Source organism: Plantactinospora sonchi (assembly GCF_036422035.1).
GTDB lineage: Bacteria > Actinomycetota > Actinomycetes > Mycobacteriales > Micromonosporaceae > Plantactinospora > Plantactinospora sonchi.
This window is the reverse complement of record NZ_JAZGQK010000036.1, coordinates 48,655-67,282: the sequence shown is the minus strand read 5'-3', so window position 1 is coordinate 67,282 and position 18,628 is coordinate 48,655. Positions and strand designations below refer to the sequence as shown.

Below are 18,628 nucleotides of genomic sequence, written 5' to 3'. Positions count from 1 at the left end.
GGCCGGAAATGAGGGCGCGGGGGCCGGAAATGAGGGCGCGGGGGGCCCGGGACAGGGCCCCCCGCAGGGAAGGGACGGCCGGCTGTGCGCAACAGCCGGGAAGACCGTTCCTACCGGTACGGGCCTCTCGCGGCGGCCTCGACCGGGCCGGTCTTCCTGGACGCGACTGGCATCACGTCCACCCTGTCCAACGACCCAGGTCGCGGGACGGTAACGGCGACGGGACGACAAAAAGGGGCCCTTCATACACAAAGGGCCCCTTTTTTACCGATCAACTCAGGCGGCGAGCCTCCGGGCCAGGTTGCTGTCCAGGGTGGCCATGAACTCGTCGGTGGTCAGCCACGGGGCGTCCCGCGAGATGAGCAGCGCCAGGTCCTTGGTCATCTGGCCACCCTCGACGGTGTCGATGACCACCTGCTCCAGGGTGTTGGCGAACTCGGTGACCGCCGGGGTGTTGTCCAGCTTGCCCCGGTGCGCCAGGCCCCGGGTCCAGGCGTAGATCGACGCGATCGGGTTGGTCGACGTCTTCTCGCCCTTCTGCCACTGCCGGTAGTGCCGGGTCACGGTGCCGTGCGCCGCCTCGGCCTCGACCGTCCGGCCGTCCGGGGTCATCAGCACCGAGGTCATCAGACCCAGCGAGCCGAAGCCCTGCGCCACGGTGTCGGACTGCACGTCACCGTCGTAGTTCTTGGCGGCCCAGACGAAACCGCCCTCCCACTTCAGCGCGGCGGCGACCATGTCGTCGATCAGCCGGTGCTCGTAGCTGATCCCGGCGGCGTCGAACTCGGCCTTGAACTCGGTCTCGAAGATCTCCGCGAAGATGTCCTTGAACCGGCCGTCGTACGCCTTGAGGATGGTGTTCTTCGTCGACAGGTAGACCGGGTAGCCGCGGTCCAGTCCGTACCGGAACGAGGCCCGGGCGAAGTCCCGGATGGAGTCGTCGAAGTTGTACATCCCCATCGTGACGCCGCCGCCGGGGAAGTTGGCGATCTCCATCTCGACCGGGGCGCTGCCGTCGGCCGGGGTGTAGGTGATGGTCACCGTGCCCGGACCCGGCACCACGAAGTCGGTGGCCTTGTACTGGTCACCGTGTGCGTGCCGGCCGATGATGATCGGCTTGGTCCAGCCCGGTACGAGCCGCGGCACGTTCGACATGATGATCGGCTCGCGGAAGACCACGCCGCCGAGGATGTTCCGGATGGTGCCGTTCGGCGAACGCCACATCTTCTTGAGGCCGAACTCCTCGACCCGGGCCTCGTCCGGGGTGATGGTGGCGCACTTCACGCCCACACCGTGCTGCTTGATCGCGTTCGCCGCGTCGATCGTCACCTGGTCGTCGGTGTCGTCGCGGTGCTGGATCCCCAGGTCGTAGTAGTGCAGGTCGACGTCGAGGTACGGCAGGATCAACTGCTCACGGATCTGCTTCCAGATGATCCGGGTCATCTCGTCGCCGTCGAGTTCTACCACCGGGTTCGTAACCTTGATCTTCGCCATCGGCCGGCGCTCCTCTCCGGGACACATGCTCTAGCAGTACGAGCGTACTGGCCCGCTCCGAGTGCCCCTACACTGCCCGGCATGATGATCAGCCGGACGCTCGGATCGGCCACCGTGATCGCCCTGCCGGACGCCGAGGGGATCTTCTTCCAGCCCCGTGAGGAGGCGTTTCCCGACGCCGACGCCGAGCACTGGCGGCGGGCCGACGAACGCGACCCGGCAGCGGTCACCCCGGACGGCCGCTGGCGGCTGCCGTTCCGCTGCTTCGCGATCCGACTCGACGGCGGCCCCGGTGCCGGGCGACTGATCCTGGTCGACGCCGGGATCGGCCCGGCGGACGCCCCGGCCCGCAGCTGGGCGCCGGTGCCGGGCCGGCTGCCGGAGTCACTGGCCGCCGCCGGCATCTCCCCGGACGAGGTCGACACGGTGGTCCTCACCCACCAGCACACCGATCACGTCGGTTGGGCGGTCACCCGCGGGCCGGACGGGTCGACGGGTCCGGCGCCGTACTTCCGCAACGCGCGCTACCTGCTGCAACGTACCGAGATCGAGAGCATCCGCCGCCAGGGACCGGACGGGCTGGCCGGGCACCTGCTCGACCCGCTGGCCGCCACCGGCCAACTGCACGCCGTCGACGGCGACCAACGACTCACCCCCGGGGTACGCCTGCTCGCCACCCCGGGCCACACCCCCGGCCACCAGTCGGTACTGGTGGAGAGCGCCGACGAGGATCTGCTGATCACCGGCGACCTGCTGGTGCACACCGTCCAGCTGCTCGCCCCCGAGCTCGCGTACGCGCACGAGGCGGACCCGGCCACCGCCCGGCGCTCCCGGGAGACACTGCTGGCCCGACTGGCCGGGCGACCGACGGTCACCCTCGGCACGCCGCACCTGAGTACACCCTTCGTTCTGCTGTAATACCACTTCAGGCCAATTGTCGGGGGTGGTCCCGTTCGCCCACCAGCCATGATCGTCAATGCATGACTTCTCCGTACCCGTTCAGCCGCCGACGTTTCGTCTCGGCCGCCGGCGCCGCGACCGCCGGCCTTGTGGTCGGACCGATGCTGCTGACCCCCGACGGTGCCGCCGCACACATCCCGTCCACCGCCGGCGGCCCGCTGCCGACCAACCTCTTCACCCTCGGCGTCGCCTCCGGTGACCCGCTCCCGGACGGCGTGGTGCTCTGGACCCGGCTCGCCCCACAGCCGCTGGCCGGCGGCGGTATGCCGAACCGCCCGGTGCGGGTGCACTGGGAGGTCGCCGAGGACAGCCGCTTCCGGCGGATCCGCCGCCGCGGCGCCGCGACCGCCCACCCCGACCTCGGGCACTCGGTGCACGTCGAGGTCTCCGGACTGGCCCCGGACCGGGAGTACTACTACCGGTTCCGGGCCGGCCAGGAGATCTCCCCGGTCGGTCGGACCCGCACCGCCCCCGCCGACCGCGCCCGGAGCCGGCACCTCCGCTTCGCCTTCGCCAGCTGCCAGGACTTCCAGGCCGGGGCGTACACCGCGCACCGACACCTGGCCGGCGAGGACCTGGCGTTCGTCGCCTTCCTCGGTGACTACATCTACGAGGGCCGGCCGAACACCGCCGCCTACCGGGTGCACGAGGGGACCGACGAGCCGTACTCGCTGGTCGGCTACCGCAACCGGCACGCCCAGTACAAGACCGACCCGGACCTGCAGGCGTCACACGCGGCGTTCCCGTGGATCGTCACCTTCGACGACCACGAACTGGACAACAACTGGGCCGACGAGATCCCGCAGGACCCGGCCCAGCAGACCCCGGAGGCGTTCCGGGCCCGCCGGAAGGCGGCCTTCCAGGCGTACTACGAGAACATGCCGCTACGCCGCTCGGCGCTGCCGCGCGGGCTGGACATCCGGCTCTACCGGCGGCTGCGCTTCGGCGACCTGGCCAGCGTGCACGTCCTGGACACCCGGCAGTACCGCAGCGACCAGCCGGCGACCCTGGCCGACGCGATGAACCCGGAACTGTCGATGACCGGGCCCGAGCAGGAGCGCTGGCTGGTGCACGGGATGCGCTCCTCCGGCAGCCGGTGGAACCTGCTGGCCAACCAGGTGATGTGGGCCTCCAACGACCGCCAGGCCGGCCCGGAGCGGACCTACGACCTCGACAACTGGGACGGCTACCGGGTGCAGCGGCGCCGGCTGCTGGAGTTCTTCGGCTCCGGGCAGGTCGACAACCCGGTGGTGCTCACCGGGGACCGGCACTGCACCTGGGTCTGCGACCTCCGGCCGGACTTCGACGACCCGACCTCCCCGGTGGTCGGCGCCGAGATCACCGGTACGTCGATCACCTCCGGCGGCAACCCGGACACCGCCGGCTTCCACCGGACGTACGACCCGATCATGGCGGAGAGCCCGCACTGGAAGTACATCGACAACCAGCGCGGGTACGTCGTCTGCGACGTGACCCCCGAGCGGATGCTCAGCTCGCTCCGGCTGGTCGACACGGTCTGGGCGCCCACCGCCACGGTCCGGACCGCCGCCGAGTTTGTCGTCCTCGCCGGTGAACCCGGCATCTCGGTCGCCAGCCAGGAGTCGCCCGCCGTCACCGCCGCCACCCGGTCCCGGGTCGCCGCCGGCCCGAGCTACGCCGTCGACAACGACCAGATGTAAGGAAGGGCCCCTTCCTATCGCATTCTGCATAGGAAGGGGCCCCTCTCAACACCTCTCGGCGCGGGTCACATGTTCGCGACGTCGCCCTGCTTCGCCCGTACCGCCTCGGCGGCGGCCTTCAGGCTCTCGATCTCGTCGGCGTCCAGCGGGGTCTCCACGATCCGGCGTACGCCCTCGCGGCCGAGCTCGGCCTCCACGCCGAGGTACACACCGGAGATGCCGAACTCGCCGTCGACCCAGGCGCAGACCGGCATTACCTCGCCGGAGTCGGTGGCCACGGCCCGGGCCATCCGCGCGGCGGCGGCCGACGGGGCGTAGTACGCCGAACCGGTCTTCAGCAGCGCGACCACCTCGGCGCCGCCGTTGCGGGTCCGGACGACCAGCTCCTCGATCTGCTCGGCGGGCATCACCTCGCGCAGCGACTTGCCGTTCACGGTGCTCCGGGACGGCACCGGCACCATGGTGTCGCCGTGCGAGCCGAGGGTCAGCGTCTTGACCGACGCGACCGGTACCGACAGCGCCTCGGCGACGAAGTTGCTGAACCGGGCGGTGTCGAGCATGCCGGCCTGGCCGAGCACCCGGTTCTTCGGGAACTGGGTGGCGAGCTGTGCCAGCGCGGTCATCTCGTCCAGCGGGTTGGAGACGACGATGACGACGGCGTTCGGGGCGTACTTGGCGACGTTCTCGGCGACCTGACGCACGATCTTGGCGTTGGTCTCCAGCAGGTCCATCCGGCTCATGCCCGGCTTGCGCGGCAGGCCCGCGGTGATCACCACCACGTCGGAGCCCTCGATGACCTCGTAACCCTCGCCGCCCTTGCCGGTCGTCTGGCCGACGACCCTGGTCTCGAAGCCCTCGATCGGACGGGACTGGTTGAGGTCCAGCGCGAGGCCCTCGGGCTTGCCCTCGACGATGTCGGTGATCACGACCGTGTCGAAGACGTCGTACTCCGCGAGGCGCTGCGCGGTCGTGGAGCCGTAGAAGCCGGCGCCGACGACGGTGACCTTTTTGCCCATGGTCGTCCCACTCTCTGATACCGGTCGGGTTATTTCCGGACGGTATCAGCCAGGGCGGCCCGGTTCCGGCCAGGGGCGGATTCCGCCTCGCGTTTACGCCCGTTCGGCAACCCTCGCACCGGTCGACCGACTCCGCGCGAGCCGGCGCGCGTCACGCCGGTCGAGCGACTCCGCGCGAGCCGGCGCGTGTCACGCCCGTTCGGCCGCCTCGACGATGGCCTCGGCGCGCTCGACGACGTTGGTCAGCAGCATCGCCCGGGTCATCGGGCCCACCCCACCGGGCATCGGCGCGATCTTGCCGGCGACCTCGGCGACCTCGGGGTCGACGTCGCCGGTGTACCGGCCCTTGCCGTCCGGGCCGATCACCCGGGTGATGCCGACGTCCACCACCGCGGCGCCGGGCCGGACCATGTCGGCGGTGAGCAGTCCGGGCACGCCCGCCGCGACGATCACGATGTCGGCGGCCCGGGTGTGCGCCGAGAGGTCCAGGGTGCCGGTGTGACAGAGGGTGACCGTGGCGTTCTCGCTGCGCCGGGTCAGCAGCAGGCCCAGCGGCCGGCCGACGGTGTTGCCCCGACCGACCACCGCCACCTCGGCGCCGCGCAGTGGTACGTCGTGGCGGCGCAGCAGTTCGACGATGCCGCGCGGGGTGCAGGGCAGCGGCCCCGGGTAGCCGAGCACGAGCCGGCCGAGGTTGACCGGGTGCAGTCCGTCCGCGTCCTTTTCCGGGTCGATCAGTTCGAGGACCCGCTGGGTGTCCAGGTGCGCCGGCAGCGGCAACTGCACGATGTAGCCGTGGCAGGCCGGGTCGGCGTTGAGCTCGGCCAGAACCGCCTCAAGCTCCTCCTGGCTGGCGTCGGCCGGCAGTTCGCGCCGGATGGACGCGATGCCCACCTCGGCGCAGTCGCGGTGCTTGCCGTTGACGTACGCCTCGGATCCGGGGTCGTTGCCGACCAGCACCGTGCCGAGGCCGGGTACCACGCCCCGATCGGCCAGCGTTTTGACCCGGTTACGCAGTTCGTCCTTGATCTGTGCCGCGGTGGCTTTTCCGTCGAGAAGGGTGGCCGTCACAGCCAGATCGTCTCACGAGGCAACCCCGCGGCGAGCCGCCACCCGGCCGGTCGGCCGGCGCCTCAGCCGGTCGGCCAACCCCCGGTCAGCCGGCCGACCAGGACGAGACGATAACTCAACGTGACCGTGTTGTTAGTCACTCTCGGTAAGAATTTGTGGAATTTTGCACACTGAGCAACCGACGGTAGCGACTATAGCCGACAAATCGTCCAGCTCGCCGGCACGGCTCCAGAGCTTCGGAGTGATCCACTTTAGGAGCGATATATGTCGGATGACCAAATACGCACATGATCAGCGAGCCCCGCGCTATAGCAGCTCAGCGACATTATGTGCAAGCGCTGGAAGCAAGCTGTGTTACTAACTCGTAATCATCCAGTTTGGCCCGAAGTCCTGGGGCGGCCTACTTTTGCCGAGCGTTGCTCAGCGTTACCCATCCATCGGGGGCGACTGCTCAACGTAAGGAGATGAGGAGGCTCAATGCAGGTTCGTAGGCTCGCTGCCTGGACCGCCCTCCCCCTTGCCGCGACCCTCGGCCTCGCGGCCTGTGGCGGCGGCGGTTCGGGGGAGAGCGACGCGAATGCTGTGGTGTCGGTCCAGATCGGCGAACCCCAGCACTTGATCCCGACCAACGCGAACGAGTCCAGCGGCAACCAGGTGCTCGCCGCCCTGTTCACCCCGCTGGTGAAGTTCGACGCCCAGAACAAGCCGTACGAGGTCGCCGCGGAGTCGATCACGAACTCCACCGACAACACGGTCTGGACGGTCAAGCTCAAGGACGGGTTCACCTTCCACAACGGTGAGAAGGTGACCGCCGACAGCTACATCAACGCCTGGAACTACGGCGCGTACGGCCCGAACGGCCAGGGGAACAGCTACTTCTTCGAGAAGATCGCCGGCTACGAGGACCTGCAGTCGGAGGACCCGGACGGCGAGGGCCCGCAGAAGGCGCCGGAGCCGAAGGCCAAGACCCTGAGCGGGCTCAAGAAGGTCGACGACACCACCTTCACGATCACGCTGGCGAAGCCGTACAGCGAGTTCAAGTCGGTGCTCGGCTACAACGCGTTCTTCCCGCTGCCGCAGGCGGCGTTCTCCGCGCCGGGCGTCATCAAGGAGGGCTTCGAGGACGCCCCGATCGGTGACGGACCCTTCAAGATGAAGGGCACCTGGCAGCACGACGCCAAGATCGAGGTCGAGCGGTACGACGCGTACCCCGGTGACAAGCCGAAGATCAACGGTGCCGAGTTCCGGATCTACCAGCAGCTCAGCGCCGCGTACGCGGACGTGCAGTCGGACAACCTCGACGTGATCGTCACGGTGCCGACCGAGAACCTGAGCACCGCCACGGCGGACCTGGGCGACCGGCTGCAGAAGAGCCCGAACTCGTCCTTCCAGTTCATCGGGTTCCCGACGTACCAGCAGGAATTCAGCAAGCCTGAGGTCCGCAAGGCCATCTCGATGGCGATCGACCGGGACGAGATCATCAAGTCGGTCTTCAAGGACTCGCAGGTGTCGGCCCGCTCCTTCGTCTCCCCGGTGGTCGCCGGCTACCGCGACGACACCTGCGGCGAGGCGTGCGAGTTCGACCCGGCCAAGGCCAAGGCGGCGTACCAGGCCGCCGGCGGTCCGGCTCAGATCAAGATCACCTACAACGGTGACGGTGGGCACAAGGACTGGGTGGACGCGACCTGCAACCAGCTCAAGGCCAACCTGGGCGTGGACTGCGTCGGCGCCGCCGAGCCGAAGTTCTCCGACCTGCTCACCAAGGTCGACAACAAGCAGCCGGTCGGCCTGATCCGACTGGGCTGGCTCATGGACTACCCGTCCATGGAGAACTACCTGGGCCCGCTGTACTCGACCGGTGGTTCGTCGAACTACTACGGCTACAGCAACCCGACCTTCGACCAGCTGGTTGCCGAAGGCGCCGCCGCCGCGACGCCGGAGGCCGCGATCACGAAGTACCAGCAGGCGGAGGACATCCTGGCCAAGGACATGCCGGTGATCCCGCTGCGCTTCGGTCAGAACGTCTTCGCGCACTCGACCAAGGTCAAGAACGTCGAGGTCGACCTCTTCCAGGTCGTCGACATGACCAAGATCGAGCTTGTCAGCTGAGCTGACCCGAAGGCCCGGTCCGGGCCACCCGGTGACCCTGGGTGGCCCGGACCGTTCCACACCTCGCGCACCACTCCCCGCATTGCCATCCCCACGGAGAGTAAGCAAGTATGTTCCGCTACATCGTGCGGCGCCTGCTCCAGATGGTCCTGGCGTTCTTCGGGACCACGCTGATCGTCTACGCGCTGATGTTCGCCGGACAGGGCGACCCCATCCAGGCCCTCGCGGGTGAGCGCCCGGTCAGCGACGCGCAGCGGGCATACCTGACCGAGAAGTTCCATCTCGACAAGACCGGGATCGGCGGGTTCTTCTACCGCTACTTCGACTACATCGGCAACCTGCTCCGCGGCGACCTCGGCCAGTCACTCACCGGCCGGAAGATCAGCGACATGCTGGCGCAGGCCTGGCCGGTCACCGCCAAGCTCGCGGTCATCGCCCTGCTCGTCGCGATCATCGTCGGCGTGACCTGCGGCGTCATCGCCGGGCTGCGCCGGGGCGGCATCTTCGACAACGCCACCCTGGGCCTGACCCTGCTGGTGCTCGGCATCCCCACCATCGTGCTGGCCCCGATCGCCCAGTACTTCCTCGGCGTGAAGCTGTCGCTCTTCCCACCGACCGCCGGCGCCCAGCCCAGCCTCTACGCGTTGCTGCTGCCCGGGCTCGTACTCGGGTCCCTGTCGCTGGCCACGGCGCTGCGGCTGACCCGGACCTCGATCGCCGAGAACCTCCGGTCGGACTACGTCCGGACCGCGAAGGCCAAGGGTCTGCCGACCCGGCGCATCGTCAGCGTGCACGTACTGCGGAACTCGCTGATCCCGGTGATCACCTTCCTCGGCGTCGAGCTGGGCAACCTGATGAGCGGCGCGATCATCACCGAGGGTGTCTTCAACATCCCGGGCGTCGGTTTCAACCTCTTCCGTGGCATCCGGACCGAGGACGGCCCGCTGGTGGTCGGCCTGGTCAGCGTCCTGGTCGTGGTCTACCTGGTGTCGAACCTCGTGGTGGACGTCCTCTACGCGGTCCTCGACCCCCGCATCCGGTACGAGTGAGGGAAGAACAGAGATGAGCGAGGCACAAATCGTCGGTGCGGCAGAGGCCGGCAAGGCCACCGACCCGACCACCCGGCCGCGCAGCCTGGCCGGCGACGCCTGGCGCGACCTTCGCCGTAACCCGATCTTCTGGGTGTCGCTGGTCCTGGTCCTCGCGGTGACCGCGATGGCCATCGTGCCCGGCCTGTTCACCGCGAACGACCCGCTGGACTGCTCGCTGAACCGGCAGCACGCCGGCCCCGGCAACGGCGCCCTCTTCGGTTACGACTTCCAGGGCTGCGACGTCTACGCCCGGTCCGTCTACGGCGCCCGCGCCTCCCTGCTGGTCGGCGCGCTCTCCGCGGTGCTCACCGGCGTGATCGCCGTGGTGGTCGGCATGCTCGCCGGCTACTTCGGCCGCTGGATCGACGCCGCGCTGTCCCGGGTGATCGACATCGTCCTCGGCATCCCGCTGCTGCTCGCCGCGATCGTGCTGCTCAAGCGGATCAGCAGCGACAGCCCCAGCGTCCGGATCGCGGCCGTGATCTTCGTACTGGCGGTCCTGGGCTGGACCACCGCCGCCCGGGTCATCCGCTCCTCGGTGATCAGCGCCAAGCAGCAGGACTACGTGGCCGCGGCCCGGATGCTCGGCGCCGGCAACGGCCGGACGATGTGGCGGCACATCCTGCCGAACTCGCTGGCCCCGGTCATCGTGGTGCTCACCATCGGGCTCGGCTCGTTCATCGCCGCCGAGGCGACCCTCTCCTTCCTCGGCATCGGCCTCAAGGCCCCGACCATCTCCTGGGGCATCGACATCGACAGCGGCCGCACCCACATGCGCGAGTCGGCGGTCCCGCTGATCGTCCCCTCGACCTTCCTCGCGCTGACCGTACTGGCCTTCATCATGCTGGGCGACGCGATCCGCGACGCCTTCGACCCGAAGCTGCGGTGATCACATGAGCAAGCACAGTGCCGGCAACGGCGTGCGGGTGACCGAGCGGGCCAGCCGGCCCGAGTGGCAGGGTTCCGGCGACGACGGCGGCCACCTGCTGGAACTGCGGGACCTCTTCGTCGAGTTCCACACCCGGGACGGGGTCGCCAAGGTGATCAACGGCGTCTCGTACCACCTGGACGCCGGGGAGACCCTGGCCGTACTCGGCGAGTCCGGCTCCGGCAAGTCCGTCACCGCCCAGGCGATCATGGGCATCCTGGACATGCCGCCGGCGGTCATCCCGTCCGGCCAGATCCTGTACCGCGGCACCGACCTGCTGAAGCTCTCCGAGGACGAACGGCGCAAGATCCGCGGCAAGCAGATCGCGATGATCTTTCAGGACGCGCTCTCCGCGCTGAACCCGGTCTTCCCGGTCGGCTGGCAGATCGGTGAGACGCTGCGGCTGCGCGAGGGACTCTCCCGGGCCGACTCCCGACGCCGGGCCATCGAACTGATGGAACTGGTCAAGATCCCGGCGGCCCGGCAGCGGGTACGCGACTACCCGCACCAGTTCTCCGGCGGTATGCGGCAGCGCGTCATGATCGCGATGGCGCTGGCGCAGGACCCGGCGGTGCTGATCGCCGACGAGCCGACCACCGCGCTCGACGTGACCGTGCAGGCGCAGATCATGGACCTGCTCGGCGAACTGCGCCGGGAACTCAACATGGCGATGATCCTGATCACCCACGACCTCGGCGTGGTCGCCGACGTGGCCGACCGGATCGCCGTCATGTACGCCGGCCGGATCGTCGAACACGCCGACGTGCACTCGCTGTACGAGGCGCCCGCGCACCCGTACACCAAGGGGCTGCTGGAGTCGATCCCGCGCCTGGACCACAAGGGCCAGCAGCTCACCACCATCAAGGGGCTGCCGCCGAACCTGATGCGCATCCCCAGCGGATGTCCGTTCCACCCGCGCTGCCCGTTCGCCCGGCAGGAGTGCGTCGACGTCGTGCCGACCGTGCACCAGCTCGGCAACGACCGGACCAGCGCGTGCCACTTCGCCGAGGAGGTCCTCGATGGCCGCATCTGAGCGGAACACGTCCACACCGGCCGCCGGCACCGCGACCAAGCAGCGCGGCGAAACCGTGCTGCAGGTCGAGAACGTCGTCAAGCACTTCCCGATCACCCAGGGCATCGTCTTCAAGCGGCAGATCGGCGCGGTGAAGGCCGTCGACGGGGTCAGCTTCGACCTGAAGCGGGGCGAGACCCTCGGCATCGTCGGCGAGTCCGGCTGTGGCAAGTCCACCCTGGCCAAGCTGCTGATGCGGCTGGAGACCCCGACCTCCGGCCGCGCCGTGCTGGAGGGTCGGGACATGTTCTCGCTCTCCGGTTCCGCACTGCGGCGGATGCGCCGCAACGTGCAGATGGTGATGCAGGACCCGTACACCTCGCTGAACCCGCGGATGACGGTCGGCGACATCATCGGTGAGCCGTTCGACATCCACCCCGACGCGGCACCGCGCGGCGCCCGCCGGCAGCGGGTGCAGGAGCTGCTCGAACTGGTGGGCCTGAACCCGGAGCACATCAACCGGTACCCGCACCAGTTCTCGGGTGGCCAGCGGCAGCGGATCGGGATCGCCCGGGCGTTGGCGTTGAAGCCGGAGATCATCGTCTGTGACGAACCGGTGTCGGCGCTGGACGTGTCGATCCAGGCCCAGGTGATCAACCTGCTGGAGAACCTGCAGGACGAGCTGGGGCTGTCGTACATCTTCATCGCGCACGACCTGTCGGTGGTGCGGCACATCGCCGACCGGGTGGCGGTGATGTACCTCGGGAAGATCGTGGAGATCGGTACCGAGGACGAGATCTACGAGCGGCCGACGCATCCGTACACCCAGGCGCTGCTCTCGGCGGTGCCGGTGCCGGACCCGAAGGCCCGCGCCCACCGCGAGATCATCCGGCTGGACGGCGACGTGCCGTCACCGGCGAACCCGCCGTCGGGCTGCCGGTTCCGGACCCGTTGCTGGAAGGCGCAGGACATCTGCGCCACCGAGGAGCCGAAGCTGGAGCTGCGGGCCGCCGACCCGCACCTGTCGGCCTGCCACTTCGCGGAGCAGAAGACGCACGTCGTCGCCTGACCACACCCCAGCCGTGGGCGGGGGGGGGGGCCCCCCCCCCCCCCGGGCCCGGGCGCCCCCGCCACGGCGTACCGGCCATCGGTGCCGGCACGGACGTCGGTGCGACGTCGAGGACGTCAGTGGAAGAAGTGCCGGGTACCGGTGAGGTACATGGTGATGCCGGCGTCCCGGGCCGCCGCGACGACCTCCTCGTCGCGTACCGAGCCGCCGGGCTGGACCACGGCCCGCACCCCGGCCTCGGCCAGCACCTGCAGCCCGTCCGGGAACGGGAAGAACGCGTCCGAGGCCGCCACCGCCCCCCGGGCCCGGTCGGCGCCGGCCCGGTTCACCGCGAGGTGTGCCGAGTCGACCCGGTTGACCTGCCCCATCCCGACCCCCACGGTCGCCCCGTCGGAGGCGAGCAGGATCGCGTTGCTCTTCACCGCGCGCACCGCCCGCCAGGCGAAGACGAGGTCACGCAGCACCTCGTCACTCGCCGGCGTACCGGTGGCGAGCTGCCACGCGGCCGGGTCGTCGCCGGGCGCGTCGACCCGGTCGGCCATCTGCACCAGTACGCCCCCGCTGACCTGACGCCACTCGGCCGGCAGCGGTGCCCACCCGGGCGCCCGGAGCAGGCGGATGTTCTTCTTCCCGGACAGTACGTCGACCGCGCCCGGCTCGAAGTCCGGCGCCACGACCACCTCGGTGAAGATCTCCGCGACCTGCTCGGCCAGCTCCACCGAGACCGGCCGGTTCACCGCGATCACGCCGCCGAACGCGGAGACCGGGTCACAGGCGTGCGCCTTGCGGTGCGCCTCGGCGACGTCGGCGCCGACCGCGATGCCACACGGGTTGGCGTGCTTGATGATCGCCACCGCGGGCTGGTCGGCGAAGTCGTTCGCGGCCCGCCAGGCCGCGTCCGCGTCGACGTAGTTGTTGTACGACATCTCCTTGCCGTGCAGCTGCTCGGCCTGGGCCAGCCCGGCCGGCGCCGCCGGGTCGACGTATAGCGCGGCCTGCTGGTGCGGGTTCTCGCCGTACCGCAGCGGGGTGCTGACGTTCAGCGCCAGGCCCGCGAACGGCGGCCACTGCTGGTCGGCCGGCCCGGCCTGCACCGCGAACCAGTTCGCCACCGCCACGTCGTACTCGGCGATGTCGGCGAAGGCACGGGCGGCCAGGGCGCGCCGCTGGGCGAGGGTGAAGCCACCGTCGGCCAGCGCCGCGAGCACCGTCGGGTACGCCGACACCGAGGTCGCCACCGCCACCGAGGCGTGGTTCTTCGCCGCCGCCCGGACCATCGCCGGCCCGCCGATGTCGATCTGCTCGACGCACTGGTCGAAGTCGGCGCCGGAGGCGACCGTCTCGGTGAACGGGTAGAGGTTCGACACCAGCAGGTCGAACGGCGCGATGCCGAGCTCGTCGAGCTGGCTGACGTGCCGGTCGGACCGCAGGTCGGCCAGGAGCCCGGCGTGCACCTTCGGGTGCAGCGTCTTGACCCGGCCGTCCAGCGTCTCGGGGAACCCGGTCAGCGCCTCGACCGGGGTGACCGGCACGCCGGCCTTCTCGATGGTCGAGGCGGTGCTGCCGGTCGAGACGATCTCGACCCCGGCGGCGTGCAGCGCCTGGGCCAGCTCGGTCAGCCCGGTCTTGTCGTAGACGCTGACCAGGGCGCGCCGAACCGGGCGCCGGCCCTCCGCCGCGGAACTCGTGTCGCTCACTCCGATCGTGACCTTCCTTCCAGTGATCTTCCAGCCCTCGCGGACCAGCCGGCCGACGTACGTGACGAGCTGCTGCCGCTCGGCCACCTTGATCCGTTCGGTGAGGGAGTCCTCGTTGTCGTCGTCCAGCACCGGCACCGCCACCTGGGCGATGATCGGGCCGGTGTCCACCCCGGCGTCGACGAAGAACAGTGTGGCGCCGGCGAGGCGTACCCCGTAGGTGAGCGCGTCGCGCGGGCCGTGGATGCCGGGGAAGGCCGGCAGCAGCGAGTTGTGGGTGTTGACGTACCGGTCACCGAAGGCGGCCAGGAAGTGCGGGCCGACGAGCTTCAGGAAACCGGCGGAGACCACCAGGTCGGGTCGGTGCTCGGCGACCCGGGCGGTGAGCGCCCGGTCCCACTCCTCCCGGCTCGGATGCGCCGGGACCCGTTCGACGAACGTGGGTACGCCAGCGGCGGCGGCGCGGTCGAGCCCGGCGATGTTGTCCCGGTCGGCACCGACGGCCACCACCTGGACGCCGTACCCCGGGTCGGCGCACGCGTCGAGCAGCGCCTGCAGGTTGCTGCCGGAACCGGAAAGGAGGACGACGACGCGGGCCGGCGACACAGGCTCAGTCACCCCCGCACCCTATCGGGCACCTGACGCCGACTTTCCCGGGGCGCGGCCGGAATCCCGCAGGTCACACCGGAGCGGGACGACCGGAGTTCGCCGCGCGGCATGTCGGAGAAGGGAAAGACCCCCCGACGTTGCGTTGATTAGGTACGCTCCCGGTCGCTCGCGGCGCTGACGAGCTGCGGAAATTCCACCCCCAGTAACCGCTCCACTGCGGTACGTGCAATGATCGAGGAGTTCGGACTCAATGCAACCTGGCTACCCCTCACAGCCACCGCAACAGATCGATAACAACATGACGATGTCGATCGTCTCGATCTTCCTCTTCTGGCCGCTGGCGATCCCCGCCATCATGGCCGCCTCGAAGGTCAACCCGCTGCTGCAGCAGGGCGACTTCGCCGGGGCGCAGGCCGCGGCCGCCGAGTCGAAGAAGTGGTCGAAGCTCGCGATCATCATCGGTTGTGTCTGGATCGGGCTGTGGCTGATCTGCTGCATCATCGCCTTCGCGGCAGGCATGCTCGGCGGCGGCACCGCCGCGACGTCAAGCTACTGAGCCACCCCGGATAGGGAGTTCTCTGTCATGCAGCCGGGTTACCCGGGCCAGGACCCGTACGGGCAGCAGCAGCCCCCGTCGGATCCGAACGCCCCGCAGCACCAGGACCCGTACGCCCAGCCGACCTCCGGCCAGCCCGGTTACGGCCAGCCGACGTCGGGACAGCCGTACGGGCAGCCGACGTCCGGCCAGCCGTACGGGCAGCCGACGTCCGGCCAGCCGTACGGACAGCCGACGTCGGGACAACCGTACGAGCAGCCGACGGGGCAGCCCGGGTATCCGCCGCAGTCGCCGTACCAGGATCCGTACGCCCAGCAGCTCATGCCGGGGCAGCCGTACGCCGTGACGCCCGGCTATCCCGGGGCGGGGTACGGGCCGAGCGGCGGGCGGGACAACACGTTCGGGCTGATCTCGATGATCCTCGGCATCATCTCGCTGCCGATCCTGCTCTGCTGCAGCCCGCTGTCGATCATCGGTGGCGTCGCCGCGATCGTGCTCGGCATCCTGGGTCGGGGCAAGGCCAGCAGGGGCGAGGCCAGCAACCCCGGCCAGGCCCTGGCCGGGCTGATCTGCGGTGCCGTCGCCGTCGCGCTCTCCGCGGCGGCGCTGATCTACTCCCTGGTCGCGCAGGCAAGCCTCTACTGGCAACCCTGAGCAGGTCGGACAGGGCCGGGCCGGTGACCGGTGCGGCAGCACAACCGTCCGGCGGCCACCTTCGCCAGCGGGGCGTCCCGAGATCGTCCGGGGCGCCCCTCGGCGTTTCCGCGCCGATCAGGGTACCCACCAGGGGGCGGGCCGGTCGCCGTCAGGCGCGGGTGACCACCCGGCTGGCCACCGCGCCGATCAGGGTGCCGACCAGCACGACGACGGTCGCCCCCGCCGCCACCTGCCAGTAGCTCGGGCCGATCTCGGCGAGCCGTCCGCTGCCGAGCGGGCCGCCGGAGAAGAACGCCGCCCCGCCCATCAGCATCCCGGCCACCGGGCCACCGACCGCGGCGGCACCGAGCAGGTTGGCCCAACCGGGTGGCGGCGCCTGCCGGACGGCGGCACTCAGCACCATCCGACGGGCGAGCAGCCAGCCCGCCCCCATGCCGGCCAGCACCGGCACGGCGAGCACCGCGCCGCCGACCCCGCCGAGCGGTCCCTCGGGAAGCGCGGCGAACAGGGGTACGGCGGGCAGCGCACCGATCGACACCTCGGTGGTCCGGACCACCGTGTCGGTGCCGACCGCGAATCCCGGCCCGAGCAGGAAACTCACCGCCCAGATCGCGGCGTTCGGCGCGTAGCCCAGGCTGACCAGGGTGATCCCGGCCTGGCCCACCACTCCGGTCCGGTACGCCCCGATCATGTCGCCGGCCTCACCGCCACCGGTCGCCACCGCCAGTCCGGCGACCCCGGCACCGGCGGCGAACAGCAGGAAGGCCGCGACGACTCCGGCCCGTACCCCGTCCCGGAGCACCGGCGGGGTACGTCGGGCCAGCGAACCCAGCGCGCCCGTCGTCCGCAGCGCGCCGACGAGGGCGGCGAGCGCACCGAAGGCGGCCAGGGTGAGCAGCGCCCGCAGCGGTGCGGCGGTGGGCCCGTCGCCGCCGAGCGCCAGTGCGGCGAGCCCGCCGAGTACCCCGTACCCGGTCCCGACCGCGGCCGCGACCACGAACGCCCTACCCAGCGTCGGATGGTGCCGGGCGCCGATCGCCCGACTGACGTGTACGCCCGCCCGGGCGAGCCGCCACGCGGCGAACATGGCGAGGGCCAGCGGCGCCAGGCCGAACGGCCCGGCGTCGGTCTGCAGCGGTACGCCGTGCCCGAGCAGCCACCCGGCCAGCCCGAGCCGGGCGGCGGCACCGAACGAGCCGGCGTCCTCGGCGAACCGGGCCCCCCCGAGCACCAGCGCGACCGGCAGGTAGGAGACGACGGCCGCCCAGAGCGTGGCCACCGCGGCGGCCACCGGCAGCGGGGCCCGGCCGGACGGTCGGCGCTCCCGCGGTCGGGGGACGTCCCCGGGATCGTCGCCCGGTCGGGGCGTGGGCACCCGACCGCCGCCCGGCGCCGGTCCCTCCCGGCGGGGTCTGGTGCGCCGGTGCTCCGTCCGGTCACGTCCGTCCCGCTCCGGAGGCCCGGCCGACGTTTCCAGGTCGGTTTCCGGGGAGTTGTCCGAAGCGTCGGTACGGCGTGGCCGGTCAGAGAAGGTGGGTGGCATCAGCGCCTACTCTGACACGGCGGCGGGACGGGCCGGTTCACGACACCACGGTACGGACCACCGCCGCCCCGCGACAGTCGCCGGCCGCGCCTTCGCCCGGGGTCCACGTCGGACCTCCGGCCCCGGACCCGGTCGGGCAGCCCACCGGCACCATGGCCGTACCGCGTCCGGCAGCCCACCGACACCTTCCCTGGATACGCGTCGGGGTGGCCGGCAGCGCCGACCACCCCGTGCATGCCGTCTGCCGGCTCAGTTGCCGGACATGACCTCGCGCATCAGTCGTGCGGTCTCGCTCGGCGTCTTGCCGACCTTGACCCCGACCGCCTCCAGCGCCGCCTTCTTGGCCTCGGCGGTGCCGGCCGAGCCGGAGATGATCGCGCCGGCGTGCCCCATCGTCTTGCCGGGAGGCGCGGTGAAGCCGGCGATGTACCCGACGACCGGCTTGGTCACGTTGGCCTTGATGAACTCGGCGGCCCGCTCCTCGGCGTCGCCGCCGATCTCACCGATCATCACGATGGCGTCGGTCTCCGGGTCCGCCTGGAACGCCGCGAGCGCGTCGATGTGCGTGGTGCCGATGACCGGGTCGCCACCGATGCCGACGCAGGTGGAGAAGCCGATGTCCCGCAGCTCGTACATCATCTGGTAGGTCAGGGTGCCGCTCTTGCTGACCAGACCGATCCGGCCGCTGCCGGTGATGTCGGCGGGGATGATGCCCGCGTTGGAGGCGCCCGGCGAGGCGATGCCGGGGCAGTTCGGCCCGATGATCCGGGTCCGCTCCCCCTTCGTCACGTTGTACGCCCAGAACGCGGCGGTGTCGTGCACCGGCACGCCCTCGGTGATCACCACGGCGAGCGGGATGCCCGCGTCGATCGCCTCGACCACCGCGCCCTTGGTGAACTGCGGCGGTACGAAGATGACGCTGACGTCCGCCCCGGTCTCCGCCATCGCGTCCGCGACGGTGGCGAAGACCGGCAGCTCGGTGCCGTCGAAGGCGACCTTCTGGCCGGCCTTGCGCGGGTTGACCCCGCCGACGATCGTGGTGCCGGCGGCGAGCATCCGCTTCGTGTGCTTCATGCCCTCGGAGCCGGTCATCCCCTGGACGATGACCTTCGAGTCCTTGGTCAACCAGATTGCCAT

The 18,628-nt window shown here is 70.4% G+C and carries 15 protein-coding genes and 1 pseudogene; 9 read left to right on the top strand and 7 right to left on the bottom strand.

Annotated features, from left to right (window positions below):
- Nucleotides 1-276: 276 nt before the first annotated feature.
- Complete coding sequence (locus V1633_RS33080; RefSeq protein ID WP_331218256.1) at nt 277-1,494, bottom strand: NADP-dependent isocitrate dehydrogenase; 1,218 nt, start codon at nt 1,492-1,494, stop codon at nt 277-279.
- 81 nt (nt 1,495-1,575) lie between these two features.
- On the opposite strand from V1633_RS33080, the gene V1633_RS33075 reads away from it, so the two are divergent.
- A complete protein-coding gene (locus V1633_RS33075; RefSeq protein ID WP_331218255.1) occupies nt 1,576-2,412 on the top strand; it encodes an MBL fold metallo-hydrolase in 837 nt (278 codons plus the stop codon).
- Nucleotides 2,413-2,474: 62 nt separating this feature from the next.
- Nucleotides 2,475-4,133: an alkaline phosphatase D family protein gene (locus tag V1633_RS33070; protein ID WP_331218254.1), complete on the top strand. Its 1,659-nt coding sequence runs from the start codon at nt 2,475-2,477 to the stop codon at nt 4,131-4,133.
- Between the two features lie 65 nt (nt 4,134-4,198).
- Here V1633_RS33070 and V1633_RS33065 read toward each other — a convergent pair whose 3' ends face one another.
- On the bottom strand, nt 4,199-5,149 hold the full coding sequence (locus V1633_RS33065; RefSeq protein ID WP_331218253.1) for a malate dehydrogenase: 951 nt from the start codon (nt 5,147-5,149) through the stop codon (nt 4,199-4,201).
- A 189-nt stretch (nt 5,150-5,338) separates the two neighbouring features.
- On the bottom strand, nt 5,339-6,220 hold the full coding sequence (locus tag V1633_RS33060; protein WP_331218252.1) for a bifunctional methylenetetrahydrofolate dehydrogenase/methenyltetrahydrofolate cyclohydrolase: 882 nt from the start codon (nt 6,218-6,220) through the stop codon (nt 5,339-5,341).
- Nucleotides 6,221-6,697: 477 nt separating this feature from the next.
- Between V1633_RS33060 and V1633_RS33055 the strand changes: the two genes are divergently transcribed.
- From V1633_RS33055 to V1633_RS33035, 5 genes are all read left to right on the top strand, one after another.
- Entirely contained in the window at nt 6,698-8,329 is a 1,632-nt protein-coding gene (locus V1633_RS33055; protein WP_331218251.1) for a peptide ABC transporter substrate-binding protein, read from the top strand.
- A 110-nt stretch (nt 8,330-8,439) separates the two neighbouring features.
- Complete coding sequence (locus V1633_RS33050; protein WP_331218250.1) at nt 8,440-9,378, top strand: ABC transporter permease; 939 nt, start codon at nt 8,440-8,442, stop codon at nt 9,376-9,378.
- Between the two features lie 13 nt (nt 9,379-9,391).
- Nucleotides 9,392-10,309, top strand: coding sequence for an ABC transporter permease (locus V1633_RS33045; RefSeq protein WP_331218249.1), 918 nt, complete (start codon nt 9,392-9,394; stop codon nt 10,307-10,309).
- A gap of 4 nt (nt 10,310-10,313) precedes the next feature.
- A complete protein-coding gene (locus V1633_RS33040; RefSeq protein WP_331218248.1) occupies nt 10,314-11,381 on the top strand; it encodes an ABC transporter ATP-binding protein in 1,068 nt (355 codons plus the stop codon).
- Nucleotides 11,368-12,429 (top strand): ABC transporter ATP-binding protein, encoded by a 1,062-nt coding sequence (locus V1633_RS33035; protein ID WP_331218247.1) that lies wholly within the window; start codon nt 11,368-11,370, stop codon nt 12,427-12,429. Before V1633_RS33040 ends, V1633_RS33035 begins: the two co-directional genes overlap by 14 nt.
- Nucleotides 12,430-12,545: 116 nt before the next feature.
- On the opposite strand, the gene purH is transcribed toward V1633_RS33035, so the two are convergent.
- Nucleotides 12,546-14,126, bottom strand: coding sequence for a bifunctional phosphoribosylaminoimidazolecarboxamide formyltransferase/IMP cyclohydrolase (purH, locus tag V1633_RS33030; RefSeq protein WP_407952154.1), 1,581 nt, complete (start codon nt 14,124-14,126; stop codon nt 12,546-12,548).
- Nucleotides 14,127-14,744: pseudogene (purN, locus tag V1633_RS37100) on the bottom strand (phosphoribosylglycinamide formyltransferase); the annotation flags it as partial.
- 241 nt (nt 14,745-14,985) lie between these two features.
- Here purN and V1633_RS33025 point away from each other — a divergent pair.
- Both V1633_RS33025 and V1633_RS33020 read left to right on the top strand, forming a co-directional pair.
- Complete coding sequence (locus V1633_RS33025) at nt 14,986-15,291, top strand: CD225/dispanin family protein (RefSeq protein ID WP_331218245.1); 306 nt, start codon at nt 14,986-14,988, stop codon at nt 15,289-15,291.
- A 27-nt stretch (nt 15,292-15,318) separates the two neighbouring features.
- Nucleotides 15,319-15,945, top strand: a complete 627-nt coding sequence (locus V1633_RS33020; protein ID WP_331218244.1) for a DUF4190 domain-containing protein — start codon at nt 15,319-15,321, stop codon at nt 15,943-15,945.
- 151 nt (nt 15,946-16,096) lie between these two features.
- On the opposite strand, the gene V1633_RS33015 is transcribed toward V1633_RS33020, so the two are convergent.
- Nucleotides 16,097-17,323, bottom strand: coding sequence for a cell division protein PerM (locus V1633_RS33015; RefSeq protein WP_407952151.1), 1,227 nt, complete (start codon nt 17,321-17,323; stop codon nt 16,097-16,099).
- 417 nt (nt 17,324-17,740) lie between these two features.
- Nucleotides 17,741-18,628, bottom strand: a complete 888-nt coding sequence (gene sucD, locus V1633_RS33010) for a succinate--CoA ligase subunit alpha (protein ID WP_331218243.1) — start codon at nt 18,626-18,628, stop codon at nt 17,741-17,743.

Bases quoted from the DNA above. Each gene is read 5' to 3' on its own strand.
- V1633_RS33070 (WP_331218254.1), top strand. From the start codon at position 2,475: ATGACTTCTCCGTACCCGTTCAGCCGCCGACGTTTCGTCTCGGCCGCC.
- sucD (WP_331218243.1), bottom strand. From the start codon at position 18,628: ATGGCAATCTGGTTGACCAAGGACTCGAAGGTCATCGTCCAGGGGATG.
- V1633_RS33020 (WP_331218244.1), top strand. From the start codon at position 15,319: ATGCAGCCGGGTTACCCGGGCCAGGACCCGTACGGGCAGCAGCAGCCC.
- V1633_RS33080 (WP_331218256.1), bottom strand. From the start codon at position 1,494: ATGGCGAAGATCAAGGTTACGAACCCGGTGGTAGAACTCGACGGCGAC.
- V1633_RS33065 (WP_331218253.1), bottom strand. From the start codon at position 5,149: ATGGGCAAAAAGGTCACCGTCGTCGGCGCCGGCTTCTACGGCTCCACG.
- V1633_RS33055 (WP_331218251.1), top strand. From the start codon at position 6,698: ATGCAGGTTCGTAGGCTCGCTGCCTGGACCGCCCTCCCCCTTGCCGCG.
- V1633_RS33075 (WP_331218255.1), top strand. From the start codon at position 1,576: ATGATGATCAGCCGGACGCTCGGATCGGCCACCGTGATCGCCCTGCCG.
- V1633_RS33045 (WP_331218249.1), top strand. From the start codon at position 9,392: ATGAGCGAGGCACAAATCGTCGGTGCGGCAGAGGCCGGCAAGGCCACC.
- V1633_RS33040 (WP_331218248.1), top strand. From the start codon at position 10,314: ATGAGCAAGCACAGTGCCGGCAACGGCGTGCGGGTGACCGAGCGGGCC.
- V1633_RS33025 (WP_331218245.1), top strand. From the start codon at position 14,986: ATGCAACCTGGCTACCCCTCACAGCCACCGCAACAGATCGATAACAAC.
- V1633_RS33035 (WP_331218247.1), top strand. From the start codon at position 11,368: ATGGCCGCATCTGAGCGGAACACGTCCACACCGGCCGCCGGCACCGCG.
- V1633_RS33050 (WP_331218250.1), top strand. From the start codon at position 8,440: ATGTTCCGCTACATCGTGCGGCGCCTGCTCCAGATGGTCCTGGCGTTC.